Genomic DNA, 20,374 nt, shown 5'->3' with positions numbered 1-20,374 from the left:
CGAGAGGAATTAATACGTTACTGACCGGACAATTAAATATGTTATTCCTTCATAAGATAAGCTTGCGCAGTAAGAAAATACTCAGCCCTGACTACATTCAACGTTGCCTTTCCCCCTCATCACTGATTTTACTGCGCTCTTTAGCCAGCGCCTCAGACGATAGCCTCCGCTTAATCCAATATAAAATTCCATTCGTATGGGTATCTGGCATTTTATTGACTAATAAATAAGCTTCTTTCGCTAATTTTTGCTATAGTCAGAATATACCCTTCCCAAATTCCCATCCTGCTGTGAAGTTTTCTACCCATCCTGCTTCACGATTTTCGCACTATTTTTTCCGTTTCAGCGACTGCCTATTGGTGTCTGTTACGCTACGGAGTGTTTGAGTGAAAATGAATTTTATTAATTGGTTTAAGCCGAAGTCCACTCTGGATCGTGCCGCAAAAGGACGTCAGAGTTCAATGGAGACGCACAGGGTCGAGACAATAATAGAATCTGAGTTATTTTCTATCGACCAGATGGAACACTACGGGCAAAAGTTGGCCCATTCACATCAGTTGACCAGCAAAAAAGTTCCCTACTACCTATTAAAACGCCTTGATGACAATGAAGCGGTATTGACTCGCAGTTGCCATATTCTTAGTACTGCGGGAAACGCCAGTATTGCCCCTGCTGCGGAGTGGCTGCTGGATAACTACTATTTGGTTGAAGAACAGATCCGTCTGGTACGCCATCACTTGCCGAAGAACTTCGGTAAAGGGCTGCCTCAACTGTCTTCCCCCCATAACTGTCCGCGTATTTATGATATTGCCACTGAGGCCATTGCTCACAGCGACGGGCGCTGGGACACCGCCAGCCTGACCCGCTATATTGCAGCATACCAAAAAGTATCAATTTTGACCTTGGGTGAACTATGGGCCTTTCCTGCTATGCTCCGTCTGGCACTGATTGAAAACCTAAGGCGGGTCAGTATCGAAATTGCGGTCACTCAGCAAGAGCGAAATTTAGCCGATAGCTGGGTAACTAAAATGCTCGATAGTGCCGAAAACGACCCGGCCAATTTGATCATTGTTATCGCCAACATGGCAAGCTCAAATCCTCCCAGAGCTAGCGCCTTCGTCGCCGAACTGGTTCGTTGTTTAAAAGGCCATGGTAAAATGCTGGCCCTCCCACTGACGTGGGTCGAACAACGACTGTCTGAAGTGGGATTAACCAGCGATCAGATCATTCTTACCTTTAACCAACAGTTGGCTAACAGCCAGCTTTCAGTCAGTAACAGCATTACCAGCCTTCGTCAGCTAAGTGATATGAACTGGGCTGAGTTTGCCGAAACGATCAGCTTGGTTGAGCAAACCCTAAGCCAAGATCCCGCTGAAATTTATTCCAAGATGCATTTCGATACCCGCGATCGCTACCGGCATATTATTGAAATACTGTCTCGCCACTGCCAGTACAGTGAAACGGAAGTCGCCCAACATGTATTATCAATGGCGTTGGCTACCACAGACCAAGGATGCAGGCGTCACGTTGGCTACTACTTAATTGATAAAGGCCGTACAGAACTGGAGAAACGTCTTAACGTTCGTTTTTCACCGCTGGCCAGGCTGCGTGCAAGCCTCAGCAAATCATCCCTATTAATATGGCTGGGTAGCCTGAGCTTAGTGACGATTATCGGTAGCAGCTATCTGTTATCCAATACTGATTTCAGTCGCTCTAATTGGCTATTCTGGTTACTTATCATCCCAACTGTGATTGTCGTTAGTCAGTTCGCCATTAACTTACAGAGTGAAATCGCCAATCGGCTCAAAAAGCCGAAACTTTTACCTCGAATGGATTTCTCCTGTGAAATTCCATCCCAGTTTCGATCGCTAATCGTTATGCCCTGCCTGCTGATCGACAGGGAAGGTACTGATAAGTTGATCAACAGTCTGGAAGTCTGCTATCTGGGTAACGCGATGCAAAATCTACATTTTGCGTTACTCACCGACTTTACTGATGCACCGGCACAGAGCCTGCCCGGTGATGCAGAATTACTAAACTATGCAATACAACGGATAGAACAGCTTAACCAGCGCTATCCTAATAATTATGGAACCTCATTTTTTTTGTTGCATCGGGAACGTGAATGGAACGAACAGCAAAATGTATGGATGGGCTATGAGCGTAAGCGCGGTAAGCTATTAGCGTTAAACCTGTGGTTGCGCCATTCGAAAGATCAATTTTCGACTATTGCCGGTAACCATCACGAAATACTCAGTAACGTAAAGTATGTGATTACTCTCGATACCGATACAATACTGCCGCGCGAAACTGCCCACCAGCTAGTGGCGACCATGGCGCACCCACTCAACTATCCTGTATATAACCCCAAAAATAAGCGCATTGTGAGTGGCTATACCATTTTACAACCTCGTTTAGCGGAAGAAATTCCACGCTATGGGCAGAGCCGTTATGCGGCAATGTCCAGTAGTATTCCCGGTAATGATCCATACTCGTTAATGTCTTCCGACATTTATCAGGATCTGTTTCAGGAAGGTTCGTTTGTTGGTAAAGGTATCTATGATGTCGATATGTTTATCCGTGCGACCGACTGCGTGTGCCCGGACAATCTGGTACTCAGCCACGATCTGTTAGAGGGATGCTACGGGCGCTCCGGACTCTTGAGTAACGTATTACTTTATGAGCAGTATCCGGCTAACTATCTGGTTGACGTTACCCGACGTACCCGGTGGATCCGCGGAGACTGGCAGTTAATTAACTGGCTACGCTTACGGGTCCGAACGGCCGACGGTAGCCGTATCGCTAACCCTCTCAGCCTCCTTTCAAGATGGAAAATTGCCGATAACTTGCGCCGTAGTCTGGTCGCTCCGGCTTTGTTGGTACTACTGTTCAGTAGCTTTAGCATGGGCGCTAATTCGCTGTTCTGGCTATTGACCTTAGCCGTTATGTTACTGTTTCCAACCTTATTGGTGTTATTACAAGGATTAATCAGCAAGCCACGCCGTCGCCCGCTGGTACAGCACGTTAATATTGTGCTCAACGGCACGCTAAAACGCCTGTCTCACATTAGTTTGCATCTGGTAACCCTGGCGCATGAAAGTGCATACTCGGTACAGGCTATTTTAGTGACGCTATGGCGGCTAACGATCAGCAAACGTGACCTTCAGGAATGGACCAGCTTTGAGCAGGGCAAAACGGGTTTTTCACCGCGGCCGATAGATTTTTATCGCACCATGTGGATAAGTCCGGTCGCTGCTATCTTACTGGTATTACTGACCGCGCAATATAATCCAATCATGCTCATTGGTGCCTTACCCTTTGCACTCTTATGGCTTACTGCGCCCCTCCTGCTCAGTTGGCTAAGCAGGAAACCTATCCGTTCATCGATTGAGATCAACGATCGGCAGCGCCATTTTCTGCGCCAGATTAGCCGAGAAACCTGGTCATTCTTTGAAACCTTTGCCAATCAGCAAGAAAACTGGTTACCGCCGGATAATTATCAGGAAGTACCGATACCGACTATTGCTCACCGTACTTCACCTACCAATATCGGCCTGTCGTTATTGGCTAACCTGACAGCATGGGACTTTGGCTATATTCCCCAAGGTGAGGTATTACAGCGCATCACGCTAACGCTGGATACCATGGACAAAATGGAGCATTACCGCGGCCATTTGTATAACTGGTACGACACTCGGACATTGGCACCGCTAAGCCCTCGTTATATTTCCAGCGTCGACAGCGGCAATCTTGCCGGGCATTTGTTAACGCTCAGCTCTGGCTTACGCGAGCTAAAAAATCAGCCGATACTCGATATTCCGCGCATAGTGGCCGGACTGAATGACACATTATCGATTATTGAAAATCGTTGGGGCAAGGCTGCACCCGGTGAACTAAAACAGATGCGTAAAGGCCTGTCTGAAATCGCGTCTCTTCCAACCCATGCCATATTTGAACGGCTAAGTAGCCTGATTACGTTAGTGTCCAGCCTGCAACGCTTAGACATCAATAAAGACAGCGTTTTAAATGACTGGTTGGAAAAACTCCATAAACAGCTCAGCCTGATCTGCCAAGAATGGTCTCTATTATTAAGTTGGATTGACCTCAGCACTGACTTAAAAGTCCTGCCGTCTATTTGTTGGCTCGCCGTGGCAGATAAGCAAACAGCGACTATCACCTCACAGCAACTGACCAATATGCAACAAGCCATCAGGCTTGCCCACCAGCGGCTAGCCATTTTGGCCGAGTTGGAAGAACGGCTGAATAACCACGCGATTATGGATTTCCAATTTTTGTACCACAAAGCCAGCAAACAGCTTAGCGTGGGCTATAACTGTGACATCACCAAAATGGATAGCGGTAAGTACGATCTCCTGCCTTCTGAAATTCGCCTCACCAACTTCTATGCTATTGCCGTAAACCAATTACCGATGAAAAGCTGGTTTGCTTTAGGCCGGCTGTTTACCCTGATTAATAATCAACCCGCTCTTATGTCGTGGAGTGGTTCAATGTTTGAATATTTGATGCCACAGCTGATTATGCCCGCCTATCCTGACACCTTACTAACCCGTATGTGCCAGTCAGCGGTCGATCGCCAGATTGATTGGGGCAAAGAGTGCGGGGTACCTTGGGGTATTTCAGAGTCCGGCTATGACTCTTTTGATCCACTGCAGAATTATCAGTATCACGCGTTTGGCGTTCCGGGGCTAGGGTTGAGGCGCGGGCTGGGGGATGACGTTGTTATCGCGCCTTATGCCACTCTTATGGCGCTGATTATTGCGCCTCAGCAGGCCTACGATAACTTGCTGGTACTGGAAAAAAATGGCGCCAGAGGCCAGTTTGGATTTTATGAAGCGCTGGATTACACCGCCTCTCGCATGGCTCGTGGTCAGGTCTATGCGATAGTCCAGTCATATATGGCTCACCATCAGGGAATGGGGTTTCTCGCACTGTCCCATTTGCTGCTCGATGCACCGATGGTCGATCGCTTTGCGGCCAATCCATCATTTCAATCAGCTCGGCTCCTCTTACAGGAGAGGGTGCCCGATGCCGTTGAGCTTTATAGCCCGCGACGCCAGTTTGAATCTTATGAAGGTCGGCTTAAATCGGCAACTTATGATATTCGTGAATTTAATAACGTTGACAGCGCGATCCCGGAAGTTCAGCTACTTTCTAATGCCAACTATCACCTGATGGTCACACAGGCCGGAGGAGGATATAGCCGCTGGAAAGACATCGCATTGACCCGATGGCGTGAAGACTCTACCAAAGATAGCAGGGGAACATTCTGTTATCTCAGCGACCCTAAAACCGGTGAGATGTGGAGCAGTACTTGGCAGCCGGTCGGTAAAAAATCAACGCACTATCACGTTGAGCTTACTGATGCCGGCGCGGAGTTTAAACGTACTGAGGGCAGCCTCAGCGTAAAAACTAAAATTGTGGTATCACCGGAAGACGACGTTGAACTACGCCGTATGACGTTAATCCACCGAGGGCGCAATGCCCGCGTAATTGAAATTACCACCTATGCCGAAGTGGTACTGGCTCCCGCCGCCAATGAATTAGCTCATCCGGCATTTAATAATCTGTTTATTCAAACCGAATTGATACCCGAGCACGAAGCTATTTTATGCCATCGACGCCAAAGGGAACCTGATGAACAGTGCCCGTGGCTGCTTCATATGATGGTGATACATGGTGATATCAATCGGGAAACCTCATTTGAAACCGATCGGGCGAAGTTTATCGGGCGCGGGCATACGCCCGCCAGCCCACAGGCGTTGAAAAATGCAGGGGCACTCAGTAATAGTTCAGGACCTGTGCTCGATCCTATTGTGGCAATACGTCAGCGTATCAGGCTTGAACCCGGGGTCGCGATTATTATTGATGCAATTTATGGCGTAACCCAAGATCGCCATACAATTTTAGCTTTGATGGAAAAATACCGTGATAGCCATCTGGCTGACCGCGCTTTTGAAATGGTGAAATCCCACAGTCAGGTGGTACTGCGTCAGATCAATGCTAACGAAGACGATGTCAATCTGTTTAATCGCCTTGCGAGCGCCGTGCTATTTCCATCACGTGAACTGCGGGCCGATCCACGCGTGATTGCGCAAAACCGACGCGGGCAATCGTCCCTCTGGGGGCACTCCATTTCTGGTGACTTACCTATTGTTCTGCTCACCATCACGGATAGCCAAAATATGAATATAGTCACTACGCTAATTCGCGCGCATAACTACTGGCGCCAGAAGGGATTATGCGCCGATCTGGTGATTATTAACGAAAATATGGGCGGCTACCGTCAGGACCTGCAAAATCAAATTGTTGATCTGATTGCCGCAGATGCCCAAAGCGATCGGAACAATAAATTCGGCAGGATACTGGTGCGTAACGGAGAACAGATTTCTCAGGAAGACCGAATCTTACTGATGAGCGTCGCCTGCATTGTATTTGATGACCAAAGCGGAGGGATTCTTGAACAAATCAACCTGCGTATGCAGGCAACCTTATCCATTCAGCAGCCGCTGATCCCTAAGGTTAACATACTTCATAATCAGCAGCCTATCCGCCAGTTTGATGCTAAAAACCTAACCTACTTTAATGGATTCGGCGGATTTTCAACCGACGGGCGTGAATACCACATCATACTGGAGGACGGTAAAAATACGCCGGCACCTTGGTCTAACGTTATCGCCAATGCGGAATTTGGTACCGTTCTGTCTGAAAGTGGCCAAGCCTATACTTGGTATGAAAATGCACATGAATATCGACTAACGCCATGGGAAAATGATCCGGTGTGTGACAGTTCCGGCGAAGCTTTCTACCTGAGAGATGAAGAGAGCGGAGACCTGTGGTCTCCAATGCCTCTGCCTATACGCGGCCAGGGTAGCTACCTGACCCGTCATGGCTTTGGCTATAGCGTATTTGAGCACCAAGAAACGGGTATTAACAGTGAGTTTACGGTGATGGTCGCTGAACATGCCCCGGTTAAATTATTTATTCTTACCCTGACCAACAACTCTGGCCGCAGCCGGTCATTGTCAGTAACCGGCTACGTTGAGTGGGTGCTCGGGAGCTTACGCTCAAAATCATCAATGCATGTGGTGACATCTAGCGCCCAAGTCCCTAACGGCTGTGGCGTACTGGCAACCAACTATTACAGTAGTGATAGTGCAGACAGAACGGCATTCTTTGCCGTTACCGGAGCCCATTGTTCAGTCAGCGGCGACCGACGTGAGTTTTTAGGGCGTAATGGCTCACCGGCCGATCCGGCAGCGCTGAAACTACGGCGATTATCTAATAAAACGGGCGCCGGATTAGATCCGTGCGCTGCCGTCCAGTCGGCAACGACCTTGATTAACGGCGATCAGCGTACCTTTATCTTTACCTTAGGGTTAGGCCAGAATGTTCAAGATGCGCAGGCGCTAATTCATCAGTTTCTGGGTGAGAAGGCTGCTAACGCAGAATTAAGCCATATTCACCATCACTGGCACCAAATATTAGATAAAATTCAAATATCCACCCCCGACCCGGCACTTAATCTGCTAACCAATGGCTGGCTTATGTATCAGACGCTAGCCTGCCGTATGTTAGCGCGCAGCGGATATTACCAGTCCGGCGGAGCCTATGGATTTCGCGATCAGTTGCAAGACAGTCTGGCTCTCACCCATACCGCACCAGAAAAGATGCGCGAGCAAATTTTATTATGCGCCTCACGCCAATTTATTGAGGGAGATGTCCAGCACTGGTGGCATCCGCCGTTGGGTAATGGTGTCCGCACTCGCTGCTCTGATGACTACCTGTGGTTGCCTTTGGCTATCTGCCACTACGTTAAAGTGACCGGTGATACCACTATTCTCCAACAGAAGGTCGGTTACCTTGAAGCCCGCAGGCTCAATCCTGGCGAAGAGTCCAGCTATGAACACCCGACGATAAGTTCGATTGAAGAAACGCTTTGGCAGCATGGGGTTAAGGCAATTACATACGGCTTAACCTTTGGCAAGCATGGGTTACCGTTAATTGGCGGTGGTGACTGGAATGACGGCATGAACATGGTTGGTTTAGAAGGGCGCGGAGAAAGTATTTGGCTAGGCTTTTTCCTCTATACCGTGTTGCAACGCTACGGCACATTAGCACAGCAGCTCAATGATATTGAGACCGAAACCTTATGTTTGAAACAGGCCGCCACGCTTAAACAAAATTTGCATGACCACGGCTGGGATGGCCAATGGTATCTCCGCGGCTATTTCGATAACGGAGAACCACTCGGTTCTCATACTGCCAAGGAGTGCCAAATAGATGCTATCGCCCAAAGCTGGTCGGTATTATCCGGTGCAGGAGACCCTGAGCGCAGCCAGCAGGGAATGCAGCAGTTGGATCAACGGTTGGTTGATAGCGATGCAGGCCTAATCAAATTGCTTATGCCTCCGTTTAACGGCAACGGCCCTAATCCCGGTTATATCGGCGGGTACTTACCCGGCGTGCGGGAAAATGGCGGTCAATATACCCACGGCGCGATTTGGGCCGTTATGGCATTTGCTGAAATGGGGGAAGTCGAACGCGCATGGCAACTGATGTCGATGATTAACCCGATCAATCACAGCCTCGATGGTGCTGGGGTTGAACGTTATAAAGTCGAGCCTTACGTCATGTCTGCTGATATCTACGCAGTAGATCCTCACTCCGGGCGCGGTGGCTGGAGTTGGTATACCGGCTCGGCTGGCTGGACCTATCGATTAATTACTGAATCATTGTTAGGGTTGCAGCGTCATGGTGAATTTATCACTATTCATACGCGCCTTCCCGCCAGTTGGCCGAAGGTTTCAATGACCTATCAACAAGGCAGCAGCCAATATCAAATAACCGTACAGCCAGGCGATGGCCAATATCAGGTGATAATGGATAATAATCTGCTTGTCGGCGATATGATTCATATAAAAGATGATGGTATTGACCACCAGATCGAGGTTTTTCTCGGCCAGTTGAAAGAAAGTTTGTAGGTAAGGTTTACGGATGAATAAGGATATTAAAGCTGTCAGCGATGATAGAAGGCATCCTGCGACAGTGTGAAACCCGATAACAGCTGTTTGAGTTATCGGCTGAGTGAGTACCGAGATAAACCGCCTGACAGAGAGCCCGATGGTATATCCGGTTCGGTATCATGACATCACTCGGGAGCTGAGCCTGTTAGAACCGCTACTTCAACAGCGGGTCACGGCGCAAGTGTATCGTTATCAACTCACGTCGGGCGAGTATATAAGATAGCCGTTGGTATATCTGTTACGTGACTGGGTTTACCTATACGGTGACGCCGTTTGGTGAGCACCTATGCTGTCGATTTTGATTTTAGTACTGAAACCGGTTACCCGTTAAATATGACTCCGGAATCTATTACCCCCTTATGATAATAAAACTTTTACAATGAAGAAATTAGCTCCCTCCTCTATACCTTACAATACAAAAGATTACCTTGCTTATTATTAATGGTCGCTATTATTAAGGTAAAAATAGTTTTTCATGCTGTGTTCTGAAAAATACACTTCCCTGCTCTTGAGTGAAATGCTGATTTTAATATATTTATATCGTTAATATAATCAGGATTTTTAACGTTACTTGTTATTTAAAAGCGTAATCAATAAAACATTTCATTAACAATTTTCTGTTTTTAATTTACAATTAAATATTGTTGTAAATTTTTCAAATAAAGATTGTTTCAATTTTTATTTAATCGTATAGGCGTTTTATTCTAAAAAAATAATATTGATTTAAACCAAATTTTGTACATATCAAATGCGTTGATATTGGCTTGGTTAAATTATACACTTAATGAGTTGTTTCTGTTTTATATAGAGAGACTCAACAATATTTGACTGTATTTGCTTGAAATATAAAGAAAAAATAATTTTCTGGAATTGTACGCAATAGGGGTAACTCATTCATCACAATAATATAGATGGATGAATATTCATTATACACCCCAATGAAAAGGAACTTCACACCATGAAATCAATATCTATTTCCATATTTAGTTATAGCAAGCTAAGACTAAATCACGCCTTCACATTCCCGATGATTCATCACTCTATCACTCATTAATTTAAAGTGACCACGTTAAAAATCAGACCTTCAGCCTCTTTTACGCTCGGCTTAATCTACTAACTTATTAGATGGAAAATAAACATGAATAAGATATATAGAATCATCTGGAACAGTACGTTAATGCAGTGGGTTGTAACATCTGAGCTAGGTCGTGGAAAAGTAAAAAGCGCCTCCTCTAAGGCGTTGTCCGGTATAGCATTAGCAGCGATAGTTTCTGGCTCAGCATTAGGGGCTAATGCGTGTGACGATGTTGCATTCACCTGCGACCTCGGTTCATCATGGACCTCGACAGCGAATAATTTTGGTAACGGTAGCGTCACCATCAGTGATGGTAAAACCTATGACGTTAAAGGCCCGGATCTCTTTAAGATCGCCAGCGGCTCTCAGGCATCCTATAGTTCAATTAATGATCTTATCAATGCTAATGCAGGCTACCTGCCGGGCAATACTCCATTAATTTCAGACTCTGACAAAAAAATAAATCATGGAACATTAAGTAAGATCATTACGGTTACTGACAAGATAACCGGCAGCAGCAAAACGGTCGCCGTGTATGACTCAACGGTGATGAGTGAGTGGAATTCCGGCTATGACAATGCTGGCTTTGCCGTGATGCGCGGCGGCTTTGCGGATGTGTATGCTAAAAGCCGTTTTGTTACGGTAACCAGTGGTGTGGCTAATATTGATGCAGGTACACAAGTTATCGGTGGCGGAGTCAGGGATACCCAGTTCGTATTTGCTGACGGAACAGGAGCCGGTACCGCTCAGGCAAATTGGGTATCGAAAAATGAGGTTAGATTTCAGTCAGAAGTCGATTTTTTAGCGGCTCCGACTCAGAATTATGCGGCGCAGAAAGACACCTACAACGGCACGTTTACCACCTTTAACAGCAGTAGCTATACCGTCAATTCGCTGGCTGAGTTTCAAAACTATAACAACTGGCTAATCGCTCAGTTAGGTGATAATAAACTGGATTATGACGATTATAAATCTGAGTTAGCTAAAGCCTATACCTCTCAAACCACAAATTATGTGATTAGTAACATCCCCACTAATGCGGATGACGCCATACTGAATACCGCACCGGGCATGGTGGCATTACTGTATGGCAAAGGTCCAAATGCAACCGTTGAGTTGACTTCAACGGGGAGAATCACTGGCGATCCTCGGGGTGTGTCAGGCAACTCGAGCATATTCCGCCTTGAAGACCGTGCTATTGGTATTAATAATGGTGAAATCGAGGTCGGCTTCTTCGCCGCAAAAATTCAGACCGGGTCAACATTTACCAATAAAAACCGTATAACGGCGGGGGTGTTGGCAAGCGGAATTCCGGCAAATGGTATCGACGTTCACGGTTCTGGCAGCAAGTTTATTAATGATGGTGTATTAAATATTAATCCGGCCTACTGGTCCGGCGTAGCAAACGGTACAAACTACGGATTAACCCTGACCGACGGAGCCGAAGGGGTCAACAACCGTGTGATTAATGCCGGAATAACCGAGGGCAATAAAGGCCGTAACGCAGTGGGTAATGTTCAGGCAGTGCGGGTAAACGGGGCTAACTCCACGTTTACTAATGCTAGCGGTGGCCATATTAATATTGGTTTTGCTGAGAATGGCGATCTGACCTATGTTAAGCCCGGCTCTTACGGCATATATGCATACGGAGCTTCTCAGGTTGATAATCAAGGAACCATTACTCTGGGCAGTAAGGTTGAGGGTTCATCCGCCATCTACACCGCGAACATTACCAACGGCGGTCAGGTTGTTAACAGTGGCAGCATTATTATTGCCGGTGACGGCGACAAGGGTAATTTTACACCTCAGACTAATACGGGAATACTGGCGGTTGACAACTCTCGGGGGGTTTACAACACCGGAACTATTGATATTACCGGTGTTAATGCCATTGGTATCAAAACCCTTTCGGGCGGTCAGGTTATCTCCAGCGGCACGATTAATATTACCGGCGGTGCTGACCCGTCAACCGGGCTGCGTAACTACGGCGCATGGTCTGAAGGCGTCAATTCTTTGGTAGACATTGCCAACACGGTAAACCTCAAGGGACAGGGCGCGATTGGCGTTCATGCCAGAGATAAAGGCACCATTAACCTATCCGGTACCGGTCAGGTCACCTTTGCCGACGGTGAAAACCAAATCGGTTACTTTATTTATGGCTCCGGATCGGCGATTAATAATACCAGTTCCGGCAGTCAGGATGTTACGACTAAAAATTCAACCCTAATGCGTCTGGACGGCGGAGCAAGCTTTACCGGCTCCTCTGCCGCCACCTCAACGATGTCAGCATCCGGTGAGAAGTCTACCGTGATTACGGCCACGGGCCTCGGTACTACCGTCAATTCAGGCGGAATGACCGTCAATGTGAAGGGTAAAGATGCCACCGGATTCTTAATTGAAGGCGGCGCTAATGGCACGATCAGTGATACGGCTAATATCCATTTGCTGGCTGAAGGCACCACTGCAGGTATCGCTGACGGACAAGGCCATGACCTGACCGGAGCAGACAGTGATATGACCGATGTAGAGAGAAAGCTCACATCGTTAACCACCAAAGCTAACCTCAACTCCAGCCTGGCCAGCGTCGTTGGGTACATTGCCCGTAATATGGCTATCTTAACCAACACCGGTAATATTACCTTTAGCGGCGAAAGCAGCACCGGTATTCAGGTTGGCGAAGGTGCGACCGGCGTCAATAGCGGAAATATTACGCTGGGCGGTGTGGGCAGCGTCGGTTTGCAGGCCTCCGCCAATAACACCGAAACCCGCTTAAGTTCTACCGGAAATATCACCCTTAACGGTGACTGGGTGAATACTAACGATAGCACCCGCTCTACCGGAGTCAGGGCCAGCGGTAGCAAGGTATTAGTTACCATGGGTGATGGCACAACGCCGTCGGCCATTAATCTTAACGGTAGCGGTAGCATTGGCGTACATGCCAGCGCCGGTAGCCAGATTACCTTTACCGACAATACCTCAATCAATTTTAACAGCGCCAAATCGGACCAGATTGCATTCTGGGCTGAAGGCACCGGTTCTAAAATTATAAGTCAGGCCAGCACCTCCAATCAGGTTAACGGCGATGGCATTACCCTATTCTACGTGACCGACGGGGCGACAATGGAAGGCGGCCTGACTATGGAGCTCTCCGGCCTAACCAACAGTAGTAAAGAGACGTCGGCTATTCGTGTTAACGGTACGGGCTCTTTAGCGACACTAACGGCAGGCAGCCTATTAACCATCGGTGAAAACGCGATAGGTATTCTGGCGGAAAACGCAGGCGGTGTAGACGTTAAGCAAGGCTCAGCCTTCGTGATTAAAGATAATCAGTCGATTGTCGGTCAAGTTACCGGAGACAGTAGCACTATTAATAACGGTGCCTCGGTAAGCTCGCTGGCAGGAAGTGACAGTTCAACGGCTTTTGTTGCCGAGAACGGGGGCTTACTGACTAACTCTGGCAATATAGATCTTTCACTTGGTGCTAACCATACCGCTATCGATCTGAATAACGGCCACGTCATTAATCAGGGTAATATTCTGGCTAACGGCACGGCTATCTACATCAGAGGAGCCGATAGCTCTCTGGCAAACTCAGGCACCATTACCGCTGTAGACGGGCTGGCGGCTATTCGGGTCGGCGCCGGAGCCGGTCTGGATTTAAGCGCAGTTTCAACCGTCGGTACCATTGTAGCCAAAGGCACTGCTGACGGAATTTTATTAGATGCCGGCGCAACGCACCTCAACGTGGCTGACACCATTATCGATATGAGTGACCCATCAGCCCGTGGTATTGGTATTCATAACGTTGCCGGCGTTAGCGGTATTAGATTAGATAACACCGATATAAAAATGGGCGGTAGCGGGATCGGGATTAAGACCGGTGCCGCACTATCGAAAGAGAACTCCGGCACCATAGCTGTCACCAACGGTACCGGCATTCTGTATCAGAATGAAAACGGTAGCGATGTTGCGGCTAATTTGGACTTATCCGAATCAGAAGAACTGACCATTAAAGTCACGGGTAGCGGGAGTGGAATAACCGCGTTATTAGACGGTAATGACCGCGAAGTGAACACCAATGTTCGCGTTGATGTTACTAGTGCTACCGGTGGCTCGGCTATTAATGTCAGCGGAGCGAAAACGGTAACTAACTCCGGCATACTGACGTCAGCCTCAACGGCTGCAACGGGTAACGTGCTGAATGTGGATGATGCCGAGGTCATTACCAACAGCGGTACTATTCAGGCTTCATCCGCCAATATGGCGGCCATTGGGATGTCTAATACCGGCGATAAAACCTTCACTAACAGCGGTGATATTACCGGCTTCTTAGACTTTTCCAGCGGCGATAATTTAATCACCCTAACCGGTGGTAAAGTCGATGGGAATATTTTAGCCAATGGGGGGGCTAATACCCTGACCCTGTCAGGCGGGGCTAAACAGATCGGCACTGTTACATTGGCCGGCAATCAGGCCAATACCGTTGATGTCAGCGGTGAGAATACGGCTCTTGGCAATCTGGTGATGTCAGGAACCGGTAATCATCAGGTTGATGTGACGGATAATGCCACTACGGGTGATATTACTGTCGGTACTGGCAACAATAGCCTGACGCTAAAAGACCTCGCCCATATCGGCCACTTTATTGCCGGTAATAACGGTGAGAACAGCGTACTGGTAAAAAATAGTGCCACCTTTGATTCACTTGATGCAGGTACTGGCGGAAGCAATGACCGCCTGACCTTCGACAATACCAATTACACCTTAAGCAACACCAATGATATTCAACATTTTGACCTGCTGAACCTGACGAATGACTCGGCATTTACTACCGATCGGCTTATTCAGATGGGTGATTCGGCGCTGACATCCGGGCGTATCGCTATTGATAGCACTTCGTCTCTGGTCTTCACGCCTGCGGGTGCCTATACCCTTAACCACGGCCTGAGCGGTAACGGCCTGATCGACGTTCAGTCCGGTACAGCATTTGATTTTGGCTCAGATGCAGGTAGTCAGTTCACCGGCCTGGTTAAGATGAACAGCGACCGCTTTACGTTGCAAAACCTCAACACGACTGCGCTGACCAATGCCACCCTGTCGGTTATGGCAAACAATATCACTACGGTAGGGCAGGGTTCACAAGCTATTGGCGGTCTGGTATTGAGTGGCGGAACCGTGAATTTTGGTACTTCAATTCCAAACTCGGTGGTGTCTAACAACTTTATTCAGGCCAATACGCTGGATGCCAGCGGTACCGGTAAAGTACAAATTGATAGCGACGGCTTTGATAACGGGGTCGCTCCGATAGTTGACCAAACTCAGGGTCTACTGGACCAGCAGACTAAAACGTTAGTCCAGCTAGTGAGTGCAGCTACGGTAACGGGAGATGCAGGCGCGTTGAAACTGGTTGGCCTAGATGGCAATGAGATTACTGATGCCACCGAGTTAGCTATCAGCCAGAACGGTACTCATGCTGCCAATGCCCATTATGATTACCGTTTAACCACCAAAGATGATAACGCCATCGCTAACGGTTTATATGCCAGTTATGGTCTGACCCAGTTAGATTTATTGACCAATGGCTCAACCAAGCTGGTGATCAATACTGACCACAGCTTGAATAAAGTGTTATCCGCTAAAGTGACCGGAACCGGAGATTTAGGCATTCTGGCAGGTCACGGATCTGATGCGCTTACCCTGAGCAATCAGGATAACAGCTATAGCGGAGAAACCGATCTGAAAGAAGGTACGCTGATTTTAGGCAACGATAACGCCTTTGGTCAGACTTCAAAATTAAACTTAGCGATAAACACCATCGCAGATATGAATAGTCACTCCCAGACTATCGGTGAACTGAACGGTGCAGCAACCTCTACGCTGAACCTAAACAATGGTGCCTTAACCTTAACCAATGGCGGAACGTCATCCGGTAGCTTAACCGGTAGCGGTAACCTGGCCTTGACCGGCGGCACTCTGACAGTCGCTAACGCTAACAATACATTAAGTGCAACGACCACGGTCGGCATCTCTGCCAGCGCCTTATTACAAGACGTAAAGGCGCTCGGTACCGGCAGCGTAGTGGCAAACGGCCAGGTCACGTTAGATAACGCCAGTGGCACCTTTGCTAACGCCGTGTCCGGCAGCGGACAGTTGAACAGCTACAGGGGGAGTGATGTTCGCCTTAGCGGCAACAACGCTAACTTCACCGGCATGATGGATATCGATTCAACCTCGACGTTAACGGTCAGTGAAAACAAACATATTGGCCAAACAACCGGGATTAAGAACGCCGGAGAGTTTATTGTCGACAACAGCGCAGCAATGACGCTGGCGGCAATCGTCAGCGGTACCGGCGATCTGATTAAGAAAAATACGGGTACGCTAACCTTAAGCGGCAGCAGTAGCTATTCAGGCCAAACGCAGATTCAAAACGGTATTGTGGCAATATCGGCAGATGAGAATCTGGGGAATGGCTCCGCGACCAATAAAACCGTACTGAACGGCGGTAACCTACAGATTACAGCCAATCTGGAATCTGAACGCGATGTCACCCTGCAACAGGCTGGCAGTATTATGGTGAATGCCGGCGTAACTGCCAGCATGAACGGCTGGGACGATAGCGGCCAGTTGGCGAATGCCTTTACCAAAGCCGGTGATGGTACCTTGATCTGGACCGGCGAAATTAGCGACAACAGCAGCAATATAGCGAACGTTAACGTGACTGGCGGTACCCTGCAGGTAGACTCTCTGCTCAATCTGGCCAGTGCGGCCGGTGAAGTCAGCTTAGGCGCCAACGGTACGCTTTCTATCCTCAAAACCTCTGCGTTGGCGGGCGATGTAGACTTTACCCGCACATTAACCGGGAGCGGTGAGCTAAAGGTTAATTTGGGTAACAGAAACCAAGAATTCACCTTTAACAGTAGCGCTGCGGGCGGTGATTTTACTGGCCGAGTCACCATGGACGACGGGCGTTTTATCTTAAACAACGACGCTGATAACGCCATGGGGCTTGCTACCCTGCAGCTTAACGGTAGTGCCGGCAAGCTGGGCAGCAGTAAGCTGGAAGGAACGCACACGTTAGGCGGCTTGACCATGAACGGAGGTCAGCTAGAGGTCGATTACAGCACTATCGACCATCGCCCTAAAGGCTTCCTGACCGTTGACAAGCTGGATACTACCGGTGGTGGCAACTTAGCCATCACGACACCAAGCAACCTGCCAAACCCAATGCCAGTGACCGGCGAATCGCTGTTTGATCAAGATGACAATATCTACGACCAGATCGTAGCAGCAGCAACGGTTAACGGTGACGGTACGCAGTTAGCCGTGACTCAGGTTGACGGTACGCCGGTGGCACCGGACACCATTGTCGCCCTGACTCAGGGCGGAGCTACTGCCGGTAATGCTCATTACAATTATTTTGGTGCAGTCAAGTCTGACGGCCTGTACTTAGGTTACGGTTTAACCCAATTAGATGCCTTTTCCGGCCAGTCGATAATGCTGACCAATAGCAATGCAACGGATAATAAACTGGGCGCTAAACTGACAGGCGACGGCGGCTTTACGGTTAATGCTATCGGTACGGTACATATTGGCAATGCCACCAGCAATTACACCGGAGCAACCGACCTGAACTCAGGTAACGTGGTACTGATAACCGATAACGGTTTTGGTCACACTTCGGCATTGAATATGCTGAATAATACCCAGGTTGATCTGAACGGTAACAGCCAAACTGTCGGGCAGCTCAACATGGCGGCCAACAGCCTGTTTAACCTGCATAACGGTGAACTTACCGTCACTAATGGCGGACAGGTTGACGGCAATCTGGCCGGGGCCGGGCAGCTTAACCTGACCGGTAGCAGCTTAAACCTGACCCAAAACAACGGTCAGTTTACCGGCACCACTGTGATTGAAACCAACGCAACGGCCAGGCTGACAATGCCACAAGGTTTAGGCCAAGGCGCAATTCACAATGATGGTACTCTGAATCTCGATACCGCCCGCGGAACCCTGCTCAATAGCCTGACGGGGCAGGGTGATGTGATGTTAACCAATGCCGCAGATATGTATTTGGGCGGCAATAACAGCGGTTTCAACGGCAGCTTTACCACTAAAACCGGCACAACGTTAACCGCCACGGCAGAAAATCAGTTAGGCTCGGCGAATGTGAATAACGCCGGTAAGCTGGTGCTGGATACCGCTAACCTTTGGTCTCTGACTAACGCGATTAGTGGTAGCGGAACGCTGGTAAAACGCGGCACCGGTACACTGCAGTTAGACGGCGATAATGTCTCTGTCGGTCTGACCGATATTGAGAACGGTCTGGTCTTAATCGGCGGACTACCGGAAAGCGCCCGCTCCCGGGCTGCCTCTACACCGGCCAATTTGACCGGTAATGTTGTTATTCGTCAGAACGGCGCGCTGGGCGGTTACGGTAAAGTGACAGGCAGCGTGGATAACAGCGGTAATCTGATTATGGGCCATGCCTTAACCGGCGCCGGTCACGGCATATTTACCATTGACGGTAACTATAACGGCGGTGATAAGAGTAAGGTGATTTTTAATACCTATCTTGAAGATGACCGCTCATCCACCGATAAACTGGTGATTACCGGCAATACCACTGGCAACAGTAATGTCGTTGTCATGAGCCTTCGGGGGGACGGTGCTCAAACGTCTGAGGGTATTAAGCTGATTGATGTACAGGGTTCTTCTGACGGTAAATTTACCCTAAGTGGTCGTGCTATTGCCGGGGCTTATGAATACTTCCTGTATCAGGGCGCGATTAGCACACCGGATGACGGTGACTGGTACCTGCGCTCTTCATTAAACGGACTGAACCCGAATCCATCGGTGTTTAGCCCAGATGCCGGTGGCTACATGGCCAATATGGCGGCGGCCGGCAAACTGTTTAATCTCCGCTTAGAAGATCGCGAAGGCCGGGCAGAGAACTCCAGCATGTGGCTACGCCAGGAAGGCTCTCGCACTAAGCACCGTGACAGCAGCGGCCAACTGCGTACCGCAACTAACAGCTATGTGATTCAGGGTGGTGGCGAAGTCTTCGATACTCACTTTACCGATACCGACCGCTTTGGTTTAGGCCTGATGGCCGCCTACGGTAAAGCTGACAGCAAAGTGGGTTCTCTGAGGTCTAAAGCCAACAGCAGCATTGATGGTTACAGCGCCGGCGTATACGGGACCTGGTATCAGGATGCCAAGACGCTGAACGGGGCTTATGTTGACAGCTGGGTTCAGTACAGCTGGCTGGATGCGGAAGTGAACGGTCAGGGTAAGGCGACAGAGTCCTATAATATGGACGGCTTCAGTGCCTCGGTTGAGGCGGGATATCGCCTACCGGTTTATCAGGGCTTAAACGGTGATGTGTTTATCACCCCGCAGGGCCAGATTACCTGGAGCGGCATCACCGCTGATGACCATCAGGTCGATAGAACGAAAATCTCTTCCAGCGGCCATGACAACGTGACCACCCGTTTAGGTGTCAAAGTCTCCCGCGACGGTGTGAGCGACCAAGACAAGGGCACCAACAAGCTGTTTACCGTCTATGCCGAAGCTAACTGGTTACACAATAGCCAACAGGCTGGTGCAGTGTTAGATGGTACAGAAGTTAAGCTGGCAGGAAACCGCAACGTTGGTGAACTGAAGCTGGGTACCGAAGGCCAAGTCAATACCAACCTCAACCTGTGGACTAACGTGGCTCAGCAGTTGGGTGACAATGGTTATAGCGATACAACGGTGACATTGGGCGTTAAATATCGCTTCTGATAACACAATAAATGGGCGTGCAGTCACGGCAGAAATGCCGGGCTGTACGCTTTTTTACGAAAATAGGGTGCGTAGCAATAAAGCTACAAAGCCCGATATATTCCTAATGGAATCTCTGCTAATTTAGTTCCTCCGACGTCAACCAACTTCAATCAACGCCTATCTCTCGGGTTCTATCCCTGACGTCAGATTTTTAAATCGGAGCGAATCAATGTCCCATTCTTCATCAAGGAAAGGCGCAAGAAATGAGGCTTATCCTCTGGCTCAGCGAGCCTCTCACGTACGATCGTGCTTAAACCATGTCGCCAATCGACTGGGCATGAAAAGAGCTGAACTTATTGAAAAGGTATTGGCTGATACCGGTGTTGATCTGAATTATCCGGAAAACGAAAGCGACCTAATGCGGGCATTCGATTATTTTGAGTCGCTATAAATCATTTAAAATCAATGTGTAGCCTGAAAGCCAGAT

Annotated in this window: 3 protein-coding genes; all 3 read left to right on the top strand. The window is 48.6% G+C overall.

From position 1 onward, the window contains the following. Positions 1-386: 386 nt before the first annotated feature. The 3 genes from YWE_RS0104000 (at position 387) to YWE_RS0103990 (ending at position 20,338) form a co-directional block, all read left to right on the top strand. Entirely contained in the window at positions 387-9,002 is an 8,616-nt protein-coding gene (locus YWE_RS0104000) for a glycoside hydrolase family 94 protein (protein ID WP_029093352.1), read from the top strand. A gap of 1,180 nt (positions 9,003-10,182) precedes the next feature. Beyond that, complete coding sequence (locus tag YWE_RS0103995) at positions 10,183-19,905, top strand: autotransporter outer membrane beta-barrel domain-containing protein (RefSeq protein WP_029093351.1); 9,723 nt, start codon at positions 10,183-10,185, stop codon at positions 19,903-19,905. 211 nt (positions 19,906-20,116) lie between these two features. Continuing rightward, positions 20,117-20,338 carry a hypothetical protein gene (locus tag YWE_RS0103990; protein WP_029093350.1) on the top strand — a complete coding sequence of 74 codons (222 nt, stop codon included), beginning with the start codon at positions 20,117-20,119 and terminating at the stop codon, positions 20,336-20,338. Positions 20,339-20,374 lie beyond the last annotated feature (36 nt).

The sequence above is a fragment of the Budvicia aquatica DSM 5075 = ATCC 35567 genome (assembly GCF_000427805.1).
GTDB classification, from domain to species: domain Bacteria; phylum Pseudomonadota; class Gammaproteobacteria; order Enterobacterales; family Enterobacteriaceae; genus Budvicia; species Budvicia aquatica.
This window is presented reverse-complemented; position numbering and strand designations above follow the sequence as displayed.